Raw genomic sequence first — 16129 nt, 5'->3', positions numbered from 1 at the left:
GCGGCATCCAGTTCGATGACTGTCGGGCGGGAGCTGGGAGGCGCGCTACGCCCACTCGAAACTCGCCAACGGCCTGTTCTCCCTGGAACTCGCGCGTCGTCTGGCCGGCACGCGCGCAACCTCGAACTGCGTCTCGCCCGGGCACACGCGCACCAACATCCTGCGTAACGTTGGCAATGGCTACCGCAGCGACGCGCGCAGTGTGCAGCAGGGCGCGGCCACGCCGTGCTGGCTCGCGGCCTCGCCCGCCGCGGCAGGCCGAACCGGCGGCTTCTGGCGGGATTTCGCCCCGGCCGCGCAGAGCGATGCCCAGCGCGATCCAGCGATGGCCGCGCGGCTGTGGACAGTGTCGGAAACGCTCGTGCGCGACTGGCTCTGAATCAGATCGCGTCGATGTCGCCGAGCGCGCGGATCAACCGGCGCGCACGCTTGTCGGGTTTCTGCTCGGGCGCCTGGTAGCCGGCCCGGGCCGCACGCAGCTCCGCCATCCGGGTTTCGCGCAGGGCCCGCGACGCATCCGACTCGGTGTACAGCGCGCGCGCCACCGGCGCCGGCCCACGCATGTCCGAGAGGCCAGCCACCACGATGTCGAAGTGTTCTTCGCCACGCGCAATGCGCAGTCCGTCGCCGAGACGCACCGCACGCGAGGGCTTGGCGCGCTGCCCGCCGATATCGACCTTGCCGGTCTCGATCGCCTGTTTGGCCAGTGCGCGGGTTTTGAAGAAGCGCGCGGCCCACAGCCACAGATCGAGGCGGACGCTGGCGGTGGTGTTCGAAGCCTGGATGTCGGTCATGCGGATCGGGTCATTGGTCGGCGGCAGCCGAGGACGGTTCGACAGAACGCGGGAACGCGTCATGGGAACGTCGAGGGAACGCAGTCAGCGATCATGGATGGGGCCGGATCGCGACCAATCAACGCGCGATGTTTTCACGGTCTGTAACGCCTGCCGCGACGCAAGCGGGGCTGGCCTTCCGTATGGTGCCAATGCAAGCCACCCATGCTTGCATCGGGCATCGGGCTCGCCGCTGCCGCCGCGTACGGCCCGTCCGCAACGCCGTGCAGACTGCAGCGCTATGCGCCGCGGAATTTCGGGCGGAAGGGCGCCGCCCCCGGCATAGCCAACAGGATCCGTACATTGCGCCCCCGCGATGCGGAAGCCCGGAACGCAAACGGCCGCCTTGCGGCGGCCGTCGTGCGACATCGAACGTGGCGATTACTCGCCAGCGGCCGCCGTCTTGGCTGCGGCAGCGGCTTCGTTCTTCGCCGCGGCATCGGCAGCGCGGTCGGCGCGTGCCTTCTCGTTCTTGGCCTTGGCCGAAGCGGACAGATCTTCCTTGATGCGTGCCTTCTTGCCTTCCAGGCCGCGCAGGTAGTACAGCTTGCCGGCGCGGACCTTGCCGCGGCGCTTCACTTCAACCGAGTCGATCTGCGCGCTGTGGCTCTGGAACACGCGCTCGACGCCGAAGCCGTGCGAGATCTTGCGCACGGTGAACGCGGAGTTCAGACCGGCGTTCTTGATCGCGATGACCACACCCTCGTAGGCCTGCACACGCTCGCGGTTGCCTTCCTTGACTTTGACGTTGACGACAACGGTGTCGCCGGGGCCGAAGTCGGGAAGCACGCGCGCGCTCTGCGCGCTTTCGAAGTTCTGCAGCAGGGTGTTCAGGGAGGGCTTGGTGGTCATGGGTCTGGGCCTGTTGGTGTCGTTATAGGCGTGGTGCACGTGGACGCACGCTCTGGCTTGACGAGCTCTTGCGGCTCGGATGAAACGGTCAGCCGCGCATTATACGGGCACGCCACCCGAGAAAGCCAGAGCACCCCACTCCAGCTCAGTCTCCCGAGCGGGAGCTGTCGGGATGCGCGGCGCGCCAGTCCGCGAGCAGGCGGCGATCGGCCTTGCCGAGCGCGGCCTCGTCCAGCAGGTCCGGGCGACGCTCCAGCGTGCGCAGCAACGACTGCTGGCGACGCCACTTGGCGATCTCGGCGTGATTGCCCGACAGCAGCACATCCGGCACCTGGCCCAGGGCGTGCTCGACCGGGCGCGTGTAGTGCGGACAATCCAGCAGGCCGTCACCCTCGAAGCTGTCCTGCACGGCGGATTCTGCATCACCGAGCGCGCCATCCTGCAGCCGGGCGACCGCATCGACGACGACGGCCGCGGCCAGCTCACCGCCCGACAGCACGTAGTCACCGATCGACAGCTCTTCGTCCACCTCGGCCGCAAGCAGGCGCTCATCGACTCCTTCGTAGCGGCCGCACAGCAGGATCAGCCTGGGCAGGGCGGCGAGTTCGCGCACGTGCGCCTGGGTCAATGGGCAGCCCTGCGGGCTCATGTAGATCACCCGCGCCGGCGCGGGATCGGCCGCGCGGGCGGCAGCGATCGCAGCGCGCAGCGGATCGATCAGCATGACCATGCCGGGACCGCCGCCGAAGGGGCGATCGTCCACCCGGCGGTAGTTGCCCTGGGCGTAGTCGCGAGGATTCCAGCCCTGCAGCGCCAGCAGGCCCCGCTCGCGCGCGCGCCCGACCACACCCACCGCGGCCGCCTGATCGATGAAATCGGGGAACAGACTGACGACGTCGATGCGGATCGGCCCGCGCGCGGGCGTGTCTGACTGGGTATTCGTCTCGGACGTCATCGCGTGTCTGCTCCTGCCCGGGCGGGGCCGCGCTCGACATGTCCTGCCGAGCGCGAAAGGACGGACACGTCCACGGGGAACGACGCCGTCGATCCGCTGATGGCTAGAACTCGGGATCCCAGTCGACGGTCACGACGCCGGCGTCGAAATCCACCGAGACGATGTAGTCCGGAACCAGGAACGGGATCATCCGCTCACGTTCGCCCTGCGCCACCAGCACGTCGTTGGCACCGGTGGAGAACAGGTGCGAGACCACGCCGAAATCGCTGCCGTCGGTATTGCGTACCGCCAGGCCCTCGAGATCGACCCAGTAGTACTCACCCGGTTGCGGCGGCGGAAGCGCCTCGCGCGCCACCCAGATCTCGAGGCCACGGGTGGCTTCGGCGCCATCACGGTCCTCGACGCCCGGCAGCGTGGCAACGATGCCCTTCGGCGTCTCGCGGCCCCGCGCGCCTTCCAGCGTGCGCTCGGTGCCGCGCGCATCGCGCAACACCCAGGGCTGGTAACGGAAGATGGCACTGCGCGGCTCGGTGAACGACTCGAGCTTCACTTCGCCACGCACGCCGAACGCGCCATGGACCTTGCCCAGCTGGATCATCCGCTGGGGAGGCTGGCGCGTCGGGTTATTCATTGCGTGACATGGCCGCGCGCTGGGCGCGGCCGCGACATCAGGCGGCGGCAGCCGCAACGGCCGTCTTGCCCGCGTCCTTGTACAGGGCACGGACCTTGTCGGTCATCTGGGCGCCATTGGAAACCCAATGGTCGATGCGGGCGGCGTCGAGGACGACGCGCTGCTCGCCACCGGTCGCGACCGGGTTGTAGTAACCCACGCGCTCGATGTTGCGGCCGTCGCGCGCACTGCGCGAGTCGGTCACGACGATGTGGTAGAACGGACGCTTCTTGGCGCCACCGCGCGCGAGACGGATCTTGACCATTGCTTTGCTTCCTGTGTTGCCCAGTCGCCAGGGTGGCGAGGTAAGCCGGTGATTATAGCGGGAATCCCGGGATCCGGCACAAGCACCCGGCCGTAGCCCGCCTCAGGCCACCACCGTCCGCGGCTGCGTCCCCAGCGCCCGATCCAGCAGCGCCAACAGGCCTGGATCCACTGTCAGGGCCCGGCCGTCAACGTCCCCGATCAGCTGCTGCCCGCGCGCATTGCAGGTAAACGCGGCCATACCGGAGTCAAGCTCCGCCAGCATGACCGGGCGCACCGCCTGGGGCACACCGAGCGCCGCCAGGCCAGCCTGTAGCAGGCGCTCCCGGGTGCCGCGCAGGGCATCGGCCTGCGGCCAGGCAACAGTCACACCGTCCCAAAGCCCGAGGTTCCAGACCGACCCCTCGACCACCTCCCCCTGGCCGTCGACGAACAGGGCATCGTCGGCGCCGGCTTCCCGGGCGAGCCGCTGACGCTGGAACTGCGCGAACGTGCCGACATGCTTGATCGTCGGCGTATCGCGCTGGAACACGAACGAGCGCAGGCGCAGCGGCCCCACTCCCGGCTCGGCCGGCGGCGACAACGCGACAAGCAGACCCAACGGCACCTGGGCATCGAGCGCGGACGGCACGACGGTGATGCGCACGGTCGCATCCCGCACCCCGGTCTCCACCACGGCCGCGCGCAACGACGCACGCACACGATCCGGATCCAGACCGATGCCGAACAGCGCGCGCGAGGCCTCATCGAGGCGCTGCAGGTGCAGATCCAGGCCCAGTACCGCCCTCTCACGCAGCTGGAAGGTCGTGAAATGGCCATCGTTGCGCAGCGCCGGGACGGCCAGATCCTGCAGCGTGGCCGGCCGACCGTTCCAGTAAAGCGCCATCATCGCGCCCCTCCCTGACGCGCACGGCGGCATCGCACAAGCGGAAGCAGGGGTGCGCCGACGGCGATTGGGGGGAACCGGCCCGCACCGGCCGACACTGACGGGCGGGACCGGGCGACATCGCGCCGCGCCGGGCGCGATGCCCGCGATAACCGGCCTGCGCGCGTCGCGCAGGACCTGCGGGCCATCCCCAACCGCGCGCGCGCCGGAGTGCTCAGCGGAACGGCATGCGGCCCATGCCGCCCATCATGCCCTGCAGGCCGCGCATCATGCCCTTCATGCCGCCGCGGGCCATCTTGCCCATCATCTTTTCCATCTGCATGTACTGCTTCATCAGCTTGTTGACGTCGGCCGGCGTGGTGCCGGAACCGGCGGCGATGCGCGAGCGCCGCGAGCCGTTGAGCAGGTTGGGATTGCGCCGTTCCTTCTTGGTCATCGAATTGATGATCGCAATCATCCGCGGCACTTCCTTGTTCTGCGCCACCTGCTGCTTGAGATGTTCGGGCACCTGGCCCAGGCCCGGCAGCTTTTCCATCAGGCTGCCGATGCCGCCCATGTTCTGCATCTGCTCGAGCTGGTCGCGCATGTCGTTGAGGTCGAACTTCTTGCCCTTGGCGACCTTCTCGGCGAGCTTCTGCGCCTTGTCCTTGTCGACCTGGCCTTCGACCTGCTCGACCAGCGACAGCACATCGCCCATGTCGAGGATGCGGCTGGCGACACGTTCGGGATGGAACACATCCAGGCCATCGACCTTCTCGCCGGTGCCGACGAACTTGATCGGCTTGCCTGTGATGTAGCGCACCGACAGCGCTGCGCCGCCGCGGGCGTCGCCGTCGGTCTTGGTCAGCACCACGCCGGTCAGCGGCAGCGCTTCGCCGAAGGCCTTGGCCGTCGTGGCGGCGTCCTGGCCGGTCATCGAGTCGACGACGAACAGGGTCTCGACCGGCTTGACCTCGGCATGCAGCGCCTTGATCTCGGCCATCATTGCCTCGTCGATGGCGAGGCGGCCGGCGGTGTCGACGATCAGCACGTCGATGAAGGACTTCTTCGCATCGGCAATGGCGGCGCGCACGATGTCGACCGGCTGCTGGGACGCATCGGACGGGAAGAACGCGACGTCGACCTGCTGGGCCAGCGTCTTCAGCTGCTCGATCGCAGCCGGGCGGTAGACGTCGGCCGAGACCACCATGACTCTCTTCTTGCGCTTTTCCTTGAGCAGCTTGGCGAGCTTGCCGACCGTCGTGGTCTTGCCCGCGCCCTGCAGGCCGGCCATCAGGATGACCGCCGGCGCGGGCACGTTGAGGTTGAGCTCGGTGGCCTGCGCGCCCATCACCGCGGTCAGCTCGTCGCGCACGACCTTGATCAGCGCCTGGCCCGGGGTGAGCGACTTCAGCACTTCCTGGCCGACCGCGCGCACCTTGATCCGCTCGATCAGCGCCTGCACCACCGGCAGGGCCACGTCGGCCTCGAGCAGCGCGATGCGCACCTCGCGGGTCGCTTCGCGGATGTTCTCTTCCGTCAGGCGACCGCGCCCGCGCAGGCGCTCCATGGTGCCGGACAGGCGCTGGGTCAGGGACTCGAACATGCGGGACTCGATGCGGCGGAATACGGTCCGCGATTATAGCGGGCCGGCCCCGGCACCTCGCTGGCGAACGACCGGCGTGCGACACTTCGCCGATGACATTCGTTCTCATTGCTGCCCTGCTCTATCTGCTGGCGGCCGCTGCCCTGGTGCGCGGCGTCGGTCGGGAACCCGCTCCGGCCACGATCTGGTGGGCCGCGCCAGCACTCTGCGCCGTGGCGCTGCACGCGGCCGCGCACCTCGTGGTGTGGCGGGATGTCGGCGCGGAACTGCATTTCTTCGCGGCCCTGTCGCTGGTCAGCCTGGGCATGGCGGTGCTGACCGTGCTCTACGACGCGCGGGGTCGCATGGCCGCGCTCGGGGTCATCGTGTTCCCGATCGCGGCGTTGACGCTCATCGCCTACGGCCAGGCCACGCATACCGCCAGCGACACACTGGACTGGCGCCTGCAGATGCACGCCTGGTTCGCCCTGTTGGCCTATGCCGCGCTCGCGATCGCAGCCCTGCTCGCGCTGCTGCTGATGGCCCAGGAGCGGGCACTGCGGCGGCGCGAATTCCACCGCTGGTTGCGCGCCCTGCCACCGCTGACCGAACTCGAATCGCTGCTGTTCCGCACGATCTGGGTCGGTTTCGTCCTGCTCACCGCCACGCTGGTGACCGGCGTGCTGTTCGTCGACGACTTCTTCGCCCAGCACCTGATGCACAAGACGGTGCTGAGCGTGCTGTCCTGGCTGGCCTTCGGCGCCCTGCTCCTCGGACGCTGGCGCCATGGCTGGCGCGGCGCACGCGCGGTCGGCTGGACGCTGGCCGCGATGGCGCTGCTGGTACTGGCGTTCTTCGGCAGCAAGTTCGTGCTGGAGCTCGTACTCCGACGTACCGGCTGAGGGCCTTGCCCAATGCGGCACGCAGGTGGATGGCATCCCTGTGGGCCCGGCCCCGGTCGCGCCCGACGGATGCTCCAGCGCCGCGGGATCGAACCGGAGCGGCTCGGCGCACCGCCGGGCATGCGGTGCTCCCGGCGCGACGTTAGCGCCGCAGCGATCGGAAAACCCTGTCGGATGCGACCGCGCGCCCTTGTCAGTCGATGAGGTAGGGAAGGAGCGCCGATGCCGCCCCCAGCGCCGCACCACCCAACACTTCCGAATACGAGTGTCGCTCCAGTCGCAGGCGCGACCAACCGAGCAGCGGCGCGCACATCAACCCAACCGCCGCGACCGCAGGCGCAAGCTGCAGCAGCGACACACCCGCGAAGGCCAGGCTCGCCATGTGCAACGACAGCTTGATCCAGCGGTTGGCGAGGCCGGCCACGCACAGCATCGCCACCGCGGCGAGTACCCCGGCCGACATGGCCGATCCCGGACCGCCCATCCACAGCCAGTAGCCGCCGGCAAGGAACAACACCAGCCCATACAGCAGGGGCCGCTCCTGCGGGCGCGATGCGTCCACGGTCTGCCAGTGCCCGCCGCGGCGGCGTTGCCAGATGAAGAGCCAGACGATCGCGATCGCCGTGCCCAGGCCCACCAAGGTACGCGCGAGCGATGCGGGCTCGAGCCGCCAGGCTGCGATCAGCGCGAGCGCGCTGAAAACGACAAACGGATGCAGGACGATGGAAACGGCGCGCGCAGCGGCCGTGGCCCTGGAAATACGAAGCATCGCCGGATATCAGCGGGCGTGTCGCGCCGACGCGGCGTCAGATGTGCTCAAGCGCTTCGGCCAGGCGCTCGACGCCGATGACCTCCATGCCCTTGAAATTTCCGGTTTTGGGCGCGTTGGCCCTGGCGACGATCGCGCGCCTGAACCCGTGCGTTGCGGCTTCGCGCAGGCGCTCCTCGCCGTTGGGCACGGGGCGGATCTCGCCGCTCAGGCCCACTTCGCCGAACGCGATGGTCTTGTCCGGCAGCGGCGCATCGCGCAGCGAGGACAGCACCGACAGCAGCACGGGCAGATCGGCCGCGGTCTCCTGCACCCGGATGCCACCGACGACGTTGACGAACACGTCCTGGTCGCCGGTCATGATGCCGCCGTGGCGGTGCAGAACCGCCAGCAGCATCGCCAGGCGATTGCCTTCCATGCCCACTGCCACGCGCCGCGGATTCGACAGCGGCGAGGCATCCACCAGCGCCTGCACCTCGACCAGCAACGGCCGTGTGCCCTCGCGCGTGACCATCACGCAACTGCCCGGCTGCGGCGTGCTGCCGCCAGAGAGGAAGATCGCCGACGGATTGGGGACTTCCTTCAGGCCACGATCGCCCATCGCGAACACGCCGAGCTCGTTGACCGCGCCGAAGCGGTTCTTGAACGCCCGCATGACCCGGAAGCGGCTGCCGCTGTCGCCTTCGAAATACAGCACCGCATCGACCATGTGCTCGAGCACCCGCGGACCGGCGATGCCGCCTTCCTTGGTCACATGGCCGACCAGGAACACGGCGGTACCGGTCTCCTTTGCATAGCGCACCAGGCGCGCGGCGGACTCGCGGACCTGGCTCACCGAACCCGGCGCCGCGGTCAGCGATTCGGTCCACAGGGTCTGGATCGAATCGGCAATGATCAGCTTGGGGCGCAGCTCGGATGCGTGCTGGAGGATGCGTTCGATGCCGGTCTCGGCCAGCGCATGCAGCCCGTCGAGCGACAGGCCGAGCCGCACCGCGCGCCCGGCGACCTGGGCCAGCGATTCCTCGCCGGTGACGTAGAGCCCCGGCAAGGTGCCGGCCATCTGCGCCAGGGCCTGCAGCAGCAGAGTCGACTTGCCGATACCCGGGTCTCCTCCGACCAGCACCACGGCACCTTCCACCAGGCCGCCGCCGAGCACGCGGTCGAACTCGCCGATGCCGGTCGACACCCGCACGTCCTCGCCCTGCTGGACGTCCTTGAGTGCCATGACCCTGGGCGCGTCGATCTTGCCGGCCCAGCCGCTGCGGCGCGAGGCCGGCGACTTCGCCGCCGCTGCGCTCTCGAGCACGATCTCGGAGATCGAATCCCAGGCGCCGCAGGCACTGCACTGGCCCTGCCACTTGTTGAAGTCGGCGCCGCACTCGTTGCAGACGAAGGCGGTTCGGGCTTTGGTGACAGTCTTGGCCACGGAGAGATGTCTGCGGAGAAACGACGCGGCAGCATAGCCGAGCACCGTCGCAGCACAGGAGACCGGCAGCCTCCCGCGCCGGCAATCCAAAACGCGAGTCCAAGGCTGGTGATGCGACCCCCATCACAAATTCGGCACGCGACCGCGAGGCGCGTCTACAATTTCTCCGTCACTTCCAGTGACCAACCATGGGCCCGCTGAAGCACGTGCCGTATTACGACAATATCGCCGATCGCTCCCGGACGCCCGCGCTGCGGTTCGTCTCCCGCATCCATCGCATGCGCATGCTCGGCACCGCGCTCTGCGCGCTGCCCATCGCCTCGGTCCTGCTCGAACGTGACGCGCCCGGATGGGTCTGGACCGCGTTGTTGCTCAACGTGCTCGTCTGGCCGCAGATCGCATGGCTGCTCGCCGGCCGCGCGCGCGATCCCGCAGCGTTGGAGTACCGCAATCTCGTGCTGGATGCCGTGGCGGGCGGAGCCTGGATCGCCGCGATCGGCGTCGGCCTGATACCGACGGCGGTGCTGCTCAGCGTGTTGGCCGCGGATCGTTTTGCCGCCGGCGGATGGCGCCTGGTCGCACGCGCCCTCCCCGCGCTGCTCGCCGCCTTTGCGGTCACTTGGGTGCTCGCAGGCCGGCCATTCGAGCCCGAGACATCGACGCGCACGATGGTCGCCTGTCTGCCGCTGATATTGGGCTACCAGCTCGCGCTGAGCGCGGTGACCTGGCGGCTCGGCCGTACCATCGCGCGGCACAACCGCGAACTGGAGCGCATCACACGGACCGATTCGGCGAGCAACCTGCCCAATCGCCGTCATTTCGATGCGCGCGCAGCTCATGCGGTCAAGCTGTTCAAGCGCAGCGGCCGCCAGGCGGCGCTGCTGCTGATCGACATCGACAACTTCAAGGCCACGAACGACCGCTACGGGCATGGCATGGGCGACATTGTCGTGCGACGTGTCGGCGAGGTCCTGCGTGGCGTGGCAGCGGGCGACGACGTTCCGGCACGCTTCGGCGGTGACGAGTTCGCACTGCTGCTGGCACCGGCGGACCGCGAGCGCGCGCTCGTGGTGGCCGAGCGGGTACGCATCGGAATCGCCGATCTCGTGTTCGAAGCCGAGCCCGGGATGCGCTGTACGGTAAGTATCGGCCTGGCGGAGACGCGGAGCGCCCATGCCGCGCTCGCCGACTGGATCCGCGACGTGGACGCCGCGCTGTACCGGGCCAAGGCGGCGGGCCGCGATCGCGTCGAAGCCGGCTGAGCCTGCATCGCCCACGAAAAAGGCGACCCGCGGGTCGCCTTTCGTCGAACTGGTGCCGGAAATAGGAATCGAACCTACGACCTACGCATTACGAATGCGCCGCTCTACCAACTGAGCTATTCCGGCTTGGGACGCGAATTCTAGGGAGCGCAGGCCTCGCGGTCAATCGACCAGTTGCAGGCGCAGTTCCTTGGGCAGGGCGAAGACCATGTTCTCCGGCTCGCCAGCCAGCTCGCGCACGCCATGCGCGCCGAGCTGCTGCAGCCGATCGAGCACGCCCTGCACGAGCACGTCGGGCGCCGATGCGCCCGCGGTCACCCCGATGTGCCGCCGCCCCTCGATCCAGCGCGGATCGATCTCGTCGGCGCCGTCGATCAGATAGGCCTCCACGCCGTCGCGCTCGGCCAGCTCGCGCAGACGGTTGGAGTTGGAGCTGTTGGGGGACCCGACCACGAGGATCAGATCGCATTCCCGCGCCAGATCGCGCACCGCGTCCTGGCGATTCTGGGTTGCGTAGCAGATGTCGTCATGCTTCGGTCCCTGGATCATCGGAAATCTGGCCCGCAGCGCTGCGATGACACTGCGCGTGTCGTCGACCGAAAGCGTGGTCTGCGTCGTATAGGCGAAGTTGTCGGGCTGTCCGACCACCAGCGCCTCGACGTCGGCCTCGTCCTCGACGAGATAGATCGAGCCCAGGCCCGCTTCGGCGCGCCACTGGCCCATCGTGCCTTCGACTTCCGGGTGACCCGCGTGACCGATCAGCACGACATCGCGTCCGGCGCGGCAATGCCGCGCCACCTCGAAGTGCACCTTGGTCACCAGCGGACACGTCGCGTCGAACACCTTGAGACCGCGCCGACCGGCCTCCTCGCGCACGGCCTGGGAGACGCCATGGGCGCTGAAGATCACCGTATTGCCATCGGGCACTTCATCGAGTTCCTCGACGAAGATCGCGCCGCGGCACTTGAGGTCTTCGACCACGAACCGGTTGTGCACGACTTCATGGCGAACGTAGATCGGGGCGCCGAGCGTCTCGATCGCGCGCTTGACGATCTCGATCGCGCGGTCGACACCGGCGCAGAAGCCGCGGGGATTGGCGAGGACGATGTCCATAAGAATCCAAGTTTACCGGAGCCTGTGGCGCCGAAACGGAACAGAAGCACGACGGGGCGTCTCCCGCACGGCCCATACGCCCCTCTCCCCATGGGAGAGGGGAACGGGGTGAGGGCGCGGGAATGCTTCCCATGAGCCCTGAATATGCTCGGGATCTGCAGAGACATCGCGCAAGCCCCCCTCACCCGACGCGCTCTGCGCGTCGACCTCTCCCGGAGAGCGAGGTGCCGACTACGCTGACGCGGTCTACTTCGACTTCTTCGCCGGGAAAAACCCGAACAGAACGATCCCGATCGCGCCGCCGACGATCGCAGCATCGGCGAGATTGAACGCCGGCCAGTAATGGTCCTGCCAATGCCACTGGATGAAGTCGACCACATGTCCGTGGATCTGCCGGTCGATGACATTGCCAAGCGCACCGCCGATCACCAGCGCGAACGGCAGCGCCGTGCGCCAGTCGCGACGCGGCGTCTTCGCCAGCCACCAGGCCAGGGTGCCGCTGATGGCGATCGCGAGGATCGTGAAGAACCATTTCTGCCAGCCGCCGGCGTCGGCGAGGAAGCTGAAGGCCGCACCGGTGTTGTAGGTGCGGTACCAGTTCCAGAAGCCGTCGATGACCGGAATCGCGGTGTATTCGGGCAACGAGGTCAGCACCCAGTACTTGGTCAGCTGGTCGAGCACGATCACGACCGCCGAGAGCACCAGCCACGGCAGGGCGTTTGGCGTCACCTTGGCCATCAGAACCACCTCCGGATTTCGCCCTGTCCGTCACGGCCGTCGGTCGCGATGTTCCCCACGCAGCGGCCGCACAGTTCGGGATGGTCGGCATCCGCGCCGACATCGCCGCGACGCTGCCAGCAGCGCACGCACTTGGGCTTGCCGGTTGCGCGCGCGGACACGCCGATCGCGCTTGCATCACCACCGTCGACGATGGACACGTCGCCGCTGATCAGCAGGAAGCGCAGCTCGTCGACCACCGGCGACAACCAGGCCGCGTCCGGGGGGCTGCAAGCCAGCTCGATCTCGGCATCGAGCGCCGCGCCGATCTCGCCGCTGGCGCGCATGGGCTCGAGCACCTTGGACACGCGCTCGCGCAGCTCCAGCACGCGGTCGAAATCCTGCGGTGTCCAGCCGGCATCGCTGCCCAGCTCGGTCAGTCCCGTGTACCAGGTCGCGAACTGCACGTTGGCCTCGCGCACGCCCTGCGCGGGCGGCGGCAGGTGGCCCCACAGCTCCTCGGCGGTGAAGCTCAGCACCGGCGCGATCCAGCGGGTGAACGCTTCGGCCACGTGATACATCGCGGTCTGCGCACTGCGGCGGCCGACCGAATGCTCGGGCATCGTGTAGAGGCGATCCTTGGTGACATCGAGATACAGCGAGCCGAGGTCGACGCTGCAGAAGTTCGACAACGCCTGCACGATCTCGGCGAAGTCGTAACGCGCGTAGGCGTTCTCGATACGCGTCTGCAGCTGGGCCGCGCGATGCACGATCCAGCGGTCGAGCGCGACCATGTCCTGCGGCGCGACGAGATCGCGCGCCGGCTCGAACCCGGCCAGGTTGCCGAGCAGGAAACGCGCGGTATTGCGGATGCGGCGATAGGCATCGGCGGTGCGCTTGAGGATCTCCTGCGACAGCGACATCTCGTTGCTGTAGTCGGCCGACGCGATCCACAGGCGCAGGATGTCGGCGCCCAGCGTCTTCATGATGTCCTGCGGCTCGATGCCGTTGCCCAGCGACTTCGACATCTTGCGGCCGTGCTCGTCGACGGTGAAGCCGTGCGTCAGGCACTGCCGATACGGCGCCGCCCGGTCGATCGCGATGCCGGTCAGCAATGAGGATTGGAACCAGCCGCGATGCTGATCGGAGCCTTCGATGTAGAGGTCGGCCGGCTTGTCGAAGCCGCGCGCCCGGAGCACGGCTTCGTGGGTCACACCCGAGTCGAACCAGACATCGAGGATGTCGGTGATCTTGTCGTAATCGGCCGCTTCGTCACCCAGCAGCTCGCTGGCGTCGAGCGTGTACCAGATGTCCACGCCGTGCTGCTCCACGCGGTCGGCGACCAGGCGCATCAGCTCGGTGCTGCGCGGATGCGGCTCGCCGGTTTCGCGATGCACGAACAACGCGATCGGCACGCCCCAGGTGCGCTGGCGCGAGATCGTCCAGTCCGGGCGCCCTTCGACCATGCCGGCAATGCGTGCCTGGCCCCACTCGGGGTACCAGGTGACCGTCTTGATGGCCGCCAGCGCATCGGCGCGCAGGTTGGCCTGCGACATCGAAATGAACCACTGCGGCGTGGCGCGGAACGCGATCGGGGTCTTGTGGCGCCAGCAGTGCGGATAGCTGTGCTCGAGCTTCGCGAACGCGAGCAGGCTGCCCTGTGCACGCAGCCCGTCGACGATGACGTCGTTGGCCTTCCAGATGTGCAGGCCGGCGAGCGCGGTGTCGCCGATCGGCGGCGTCGACGGCAGATAGACGCCGCGGCCGTCGACCGGATTGAGTTCGGCCGCGGTGAAGCGCTCGAGCAGGCCGTAGGCCTTGCCAACCACGTAGTCTTCCTGGCCGTGACCGGGCGCGGTGTGCACGGCACCGGTGCCGTCCTCGGCCGACACGTGGTCGCCGAGGATCACCGGAATGTCGCGCTCCACGTAGAAGGGATGTGCCAGCAGCAGATGCTCGAGCGCACCGCCGGCCACGCGGCCGTGCACGACCACATCGCCCTCGACGCCGTAGCGATGCAGCGCACGTTCGGCCAGCGCGTCGGCCAGCACCAGCCAGCGGCGGCGCCCGTCCTGCGCCTGCGGGCCTTCGACCAGCGCGTATTCCAGGTCCGCGCCCAGCGAGACCGCCAGCGAGGCCGGCAGCGTCCACGGCGTGGTCGTCCAGATCGGCAGTGCGACCTCGACATCCGCCGGCAGCGTGACGCCGAAAGCCTTCGCGAACGCGGCCGAATCGCGCGCGACGTAGGCCACGTCGATCGCCGGCGAGACCTTGTCGGCGTATTCGATCTCCGCCTCGGCCAGCGCCGAGCCACAGTCGAAGCACCAGTGCACGGGCTTCACGCCACGGGTCAGGTGCCCGTTGTCGACGATCTTGGCCAGCGCGCGGATCTCGTCGGCCTCGAAGCGGAAGTCGAGCGTGCGGTAGGGGTTGTCCCAGTCGCCGAGCACACCGAGCCGCTTGAAGTCGCGACGCTGGATGTCGATCTGCTCGTTGGCGTATTCGCGGCACTTCTGCCGGAATTCCACCGCATCGAGCTTGACGCCGACCTTGCCCCATTTCTTCTCGATCGCGATCTCGATCGGCAACCCGTGGCAATCCCAGCCCGGGATGTAGGGCGCATCGAAGCCCGCCATGCCCTTGGACTTGACGATGATGTCCTTGAGGATCTTGTTGACCGCGTGGCCCAGATGGATCGAGCCGTTCGCATACGGCGGACCGTCATGCAGCACGAACAGGGGCCGCCCGCGCGCGTGCTCGCGCAGCTGTGCATACAGTCCTTCTTCTTCCCAGCGCGCCAGCATCGCCGGTTCGCGCTTGGGCAGGTCGCCGCGCATCGGGAAATCGGTCGCCGGCAGATGGATCGTCGACTTGTAGGGGTTCTCGGCGCTCACGCGTAATCCTGTCGTTGCGTTTCAAGGGGTGTTGCGGGCGGTGCATCAAGCAGTCCGCGCGCCTGCGCGGCGTCGCGGTCCATCTGCGCGACCAGGGCCGGCAGGTCGTCGAATTTTTCCTCGTCGCGCAGCCGGGCCACGAACTCGACCTCGATGCGGCGTCCGTAGAGATCGCCGTCGAAATCGAACAGGTGCGCCTCGAGCAGGGGCTCGACGCCCCCGACCGTCGGCCGGGTGCCGAAGCTCGACACCGATGGCCAGGGCCGGCTGCGGTCGACGCCGTGCACGCGCGTGGCATAGATGCCGCGCAGCGCGGGCACCTTGCCGCCAAAGCGCAGGTTGGCGGTGGGATAGCCCAGCGTGCGGCCCAACTGCTGGCCACGCACCACCCGACCCGACACCGCATACGGGCGCCCCAGCAGGCGCGCCGCATGTTCGAAGTCACCCGCCACCAGCGCGCTGCGGATATGCGTGCTCGACACACGCTCGCCATCGATGACCAGCGGCTCGATTTCGCCGGCGATGAAGCCCGCCTCGCGGCCCAGCGCCTGCAGCGTCTCCAGATCACCCGCGCGCCTGTGGCCGAAGCGGAAGCCGGGGCCTACCCAGACTTCGCGCGCGCGCAGCCGCCGCACCAGGACAGCATCGACGAAGGCCTCCGGCGACATCGCCGCCATCCGCGCATCGAAGCGCAGCAGGCCGATCACGTCGGCGCCGAGCGCGGCCAGGCCTTCGAACTTGGCGCGGACCGGCCCGAGCCTGGGCGGCGGCGAAGCACTGGCGAAGAACTCACGCGGCAAGGGCTCGAAACTCAGGGCCGCAGCCGCCACGCCCAGCGTATGCGCCCGCGCGACGGCGTGCCGGACCAGCGCCTGGTGCCCCAGGTGCAGCCCGTCGAACGCGCCGATGCAGACCACGCTGCCGTCGGCACAGAGGGGCCCGCCGGCGATGTCGCGGAACAGCCTGCTCATGTGGTCCCGTTGCGGCGGGCGCGAAACCGGCGCCCGCGAAAAAGAGTGACC

15 protein-coding genes and 1 tRNA gene are annotated in these 16129 nt (G+C 68.4%); 2 read left to right on the top strand and 14 right to left on the bottom strand.

Annotated features, from left to right (window positions below):
- Positions 1-380 precede the first annotated feature (380 nt).
- From EGK76_RS07710 to ffh, 7 genes are all read right to left on the bottom strand, one after another.
- Positions 381-794: a S4 domain-containing protein gene (locus EGK76_RS07710; protein ID WP_096300419.1), complete on the bottom strand. Its 414-nt coding sequence runs from the start codon at positions 792-794 to the stop codon at positions 381-383.
- 420 nt (positions 795-1214) lie between these two features.
- Positions 1215-1685: a 50S ribosomal protein L19 gene (gene rplS, locus EGK76_RS07705; protein ID WP_123832212.1), complete on the bottom strand. Its 471-nt coding sequence runs from the start codon at positions 1683-1685 to the stop codon at positions 1215-1217.
- A gap of 145 nt (positions 1686-1830) precedes the next feature.
- Positions 1831-2592, bottom strand: coding sequence for a tRNA (guanosine(37)-N1)-methyltransferase TrmD (trmD, locus tag EGK76_RS07700; protein WP_123832263.1), 762 nt, complete (start codon positions 2590-2592; stop codon positions 1831-1833).
- Positions 2593-2743: 151 nt separating this feature from the next.
- Positions 2744-3271, bottom strand: a complete 528-nt coding sequence (gene rimM, locus EGK76_RS07695) for a ribosome maturation factor RimM (RefSeq protein ID WP_096297615.1) — start codon at positions 3269-3271, stop codon at positions 2744-2746.
- Positions 3272-3308: 37 nt separating this feature from the next.
- Positions 3309-3575 (bottom strand): 30S ribosomal protein S16, encoded by a 267-nt coding sequence (gene rpsP, locus EGK76_RS07690; RefSeq protein ID WP_096297614.1) that lies wholly within the window; start codon positions 3573-3575, stop codon positions 3309-3311.
- Between the two features lie 102 nt (positions 3576-3677).
- The gene (locus EGK76_RS07685; RefSeq protein WP_343205620.1) at positions 3678-4460 is read right to left on the bottom strand and encodes an aminotransferase class IV; all 783 of its coding nucleotides are present in this window, start codon (positions 4458-4460) and stop codon (positions 3678-3680) included.
- A gap of 214 nt (positions 4461-4674) precedes the next feature.
- Positions 4675-6045: a signal recognition particle protein gene (gene ffh / locus EGK76_RS07680; RefSeq protein WP_123832211.1), complete on the bottom strand. Its 1371-nt coding sequence runs from the start codon at positions 6043-6045 to the stop codon at positions 4675-4677.
- Between the two features lie 92 nt (positions 6046-6137).
- Here ffh and ccsA point away from each other — a divergent pair, with 92 nt between their 5' ends.
- Positions 6138-6926: a cytochrome c biogenesis protein CcsA gene (gene ccsA / locus EGK76_RS07675; RefSeq protein ID WP_123832210.1), complete on the top strand. Its 789-nt coding sequence runs from the start codon at positions 6138-6140 to the stop codon at positions 6924-6926.
- 193 nt (positions 6927-7119) lie between these two features.
- Here ccsA and EGK76_RS07670 read toward each other — a convergent pair whose 3' ends face one another.
- Both EGK76_RS07670 and radA read right to left on the bottom strand, forming a co-directional pair.
- On the bottom strand, positions 7120-7695 hold the full coding sequence (locus EGK76_RS07670) for a hypothetical protein (RefSeq protein ID WP_123832209.1): 576 nt from the start codon (positions 7693-7695) through the stop codon (positions 7120-7122).
- 37 nt (positions 7696-7732) lie between these two features.
- Complete coding sequence (gene radA, locus EGK76_RS07665; RefSeq protein ID WP_123832208.1) at positions 7733-9121, bottom strand: DNA repair protein RadA; 1389 nt, start codon at positions 9119-9121, stop codon at positions 7733-7735.
- A gap of 188 nt (positions 9122-9309) precedes the next feature.
- Between radA and EGK76_RS07660 the strand changes: the two genes are divergently transcribed.
- Positions 9310-10383, top strand: a complete 1074-nt coding sequence (locus tag EGK76_RS07660) for a diguanylate cyclase (protein WP_123832207.1) — start codon at positions 9310-9312, stop codon at positions 10381-10383.
- Between the two features lie 50 nt (positions 10384-10433).
- On the opposite strand, the gene EGK76_RS07655 is transcribed toward EGK76_RS07660, so the two are convergent.
- From EGK76_RS07655 to EGK76_RS07635, 5 genes are all read right to left on the bottom strand, one after another.
- Positions 10434-10509: transfer RNA gene (locus EGK76_RS07655), tRNA-Thr, on the bottom strand.
- Between the two features lie 36 nt (positions 10510-10545).
- A complete protein-coding gene (gene ispH, locus EGK76_RS07650; protein ID WP_096297607.1) occupies positions 10546-11496 on the bottom strand; it encodes a 4-hydroxy-3-methylbut-2-enyl diphosphate reductase in 951 nt (316 codons plus the stop codon).
- A gap of 246 nt (positions 11497-11742) precedes the next feature.
- On the bottom strand, positions 11743-12234 hold the full coding sequence (lspA, locus tag EGK76_RS07645; protein ID WP_096297606.1) for a signal peptidase II: 492 nt from the start codon (positions 12232-12234) through the stop codon (positions 11743-11745).
- On the bottom strand, positions 12234-15050 hold the full coding sequence (gene ileS / locus EGK76_RS07640) for an isoleucine--tRNA ligase (RefSeq protein ID WP_233580224.1): 2817 nt from the start codon (positions 15048-15050) through the stop codon (positions 12234-12236). The genes lspA and ileS overlap by 1 nt, the downstream gene beginning before the upstream one ends.
- A 53-nt stretch (positions 15051-15103) precedes the next feature.
- Positions 15104-16078, bottom strand: coding sequence for a bifunctional riboflavin kinase/FAD synthetase (locus tag EGK76_RS07635; RefSeq protein WP_123832205.1), 975 nt, complete (start codon positions 16076-16078; stop codon positions 15104-15106).
- Positions 16079-16129: the final 51 nt, after the last annotated feature.

The sequence above is a fragment of the Luteimonas sp. 100069 genome, from assembly GCF_003813845.1.
GTDB classification, from domain to species: domain Bacteria; phylum Pseudomonadota; class Gammaproteobacteria; order Xanthomonadales; family Xanthomonadaceae; genus Luteimonas; species Luteimonas chenhongjianii.
Note: the sequence above shows the minus strand (reverse complement) of the source record. Positions and strands in the feature narration are given on the sequence as shown.

Bases quoted from the DNA above. Each gene is read 5' to 3' on its own strand.
- ileS (WP_233580224.1), bottom strand. From the start codon at position 15,050: ATGCGCGGCGACCTGCCCAAGCGCGAACCGGCGATGCTGGCGCGCTGG.
- EGK76_RS07660 (WP_123832207.1), top strand. From the start codon at position 9,310: ATGGGCCCGCTGAAGCACGTGCCGTATTACGACAATATCGCCGATCGC.
- EGK76_RS07635 (WP_123832205.1), bottom strand. From the start codon at position 16,078: ATGAGCAGGCTGTTCCGCGACATCGCCGGCGGGCCCCTCTGTGCCGAC.
- rpsP (WP_096297614.1), bottom strand. From the start codon at position 3,575: ATGGTCAAGATCCGTCTCGCGCGCGGTGGCGCCAAGAAGCGTCCGTTC.
- rimM (WP_096297615.1), bottom strand. From the start codon at position 3,271: ATGAATAACCCGACGCGCCAGCCTCCCCAGCGGATGATCCAGCTGGGC.
- ffh (WP_123832211.1), bottom strand. From the start codon at position 6,045: ATGTTCGAGTCCCTGACCCAGCGCCTGTCCGGCACCATGGAGCGCCTG.
- lspA (WP_096297606.1), bottom strand. From the start codon at position 12,234: ATGGCCAAGGTGACGCCAAACGCCCTGCCGTGGCTGGTGCTCTCGGCG.
- rplS (WP_123832212.1), bottom strand. From the start codon at position 1,685: ATGACCACCAAGCCCTCCCTGAACACCCTGCTGCAGAACTTCGAAAGC.
- ccsA (WP_123832210.1), top strand. From the start codon at position 6,138: ATGACATTCGTTCTCATTGCTGCCCTGCTCTATCTGCTGGCGGCCGCT.
- ispH (WP_096297607.1), bottom strand. From the start codon at position 11,496: ATGGACATCGTCCTCGCCAATCCCCGCGGCTTCTGCGCCGGTGTCGAC.
- EGK76_RS07670 (WP_123832209.1), bottom strand. From the start codon at position 7,695: ATGCTTCGTATTTCCAGGGCCACGGCCGCTGCGCGCGCCGTTTCCATC.
- EGK76_RS07710 (WP_096300419.1), bottom strand. From the start codon at position 794: ATGACCGACATCCAGGCTTCGAACACCACCGCCAGCGTCCGCCTCGAT.
- EGK76_RS07685 (WP_343205620.1), bottom strand. From the start codon at position 4,460: ATGGCGCTTTACTGGAACGGTCGGCCGGCCACGCTGCAGGATCTGGCC.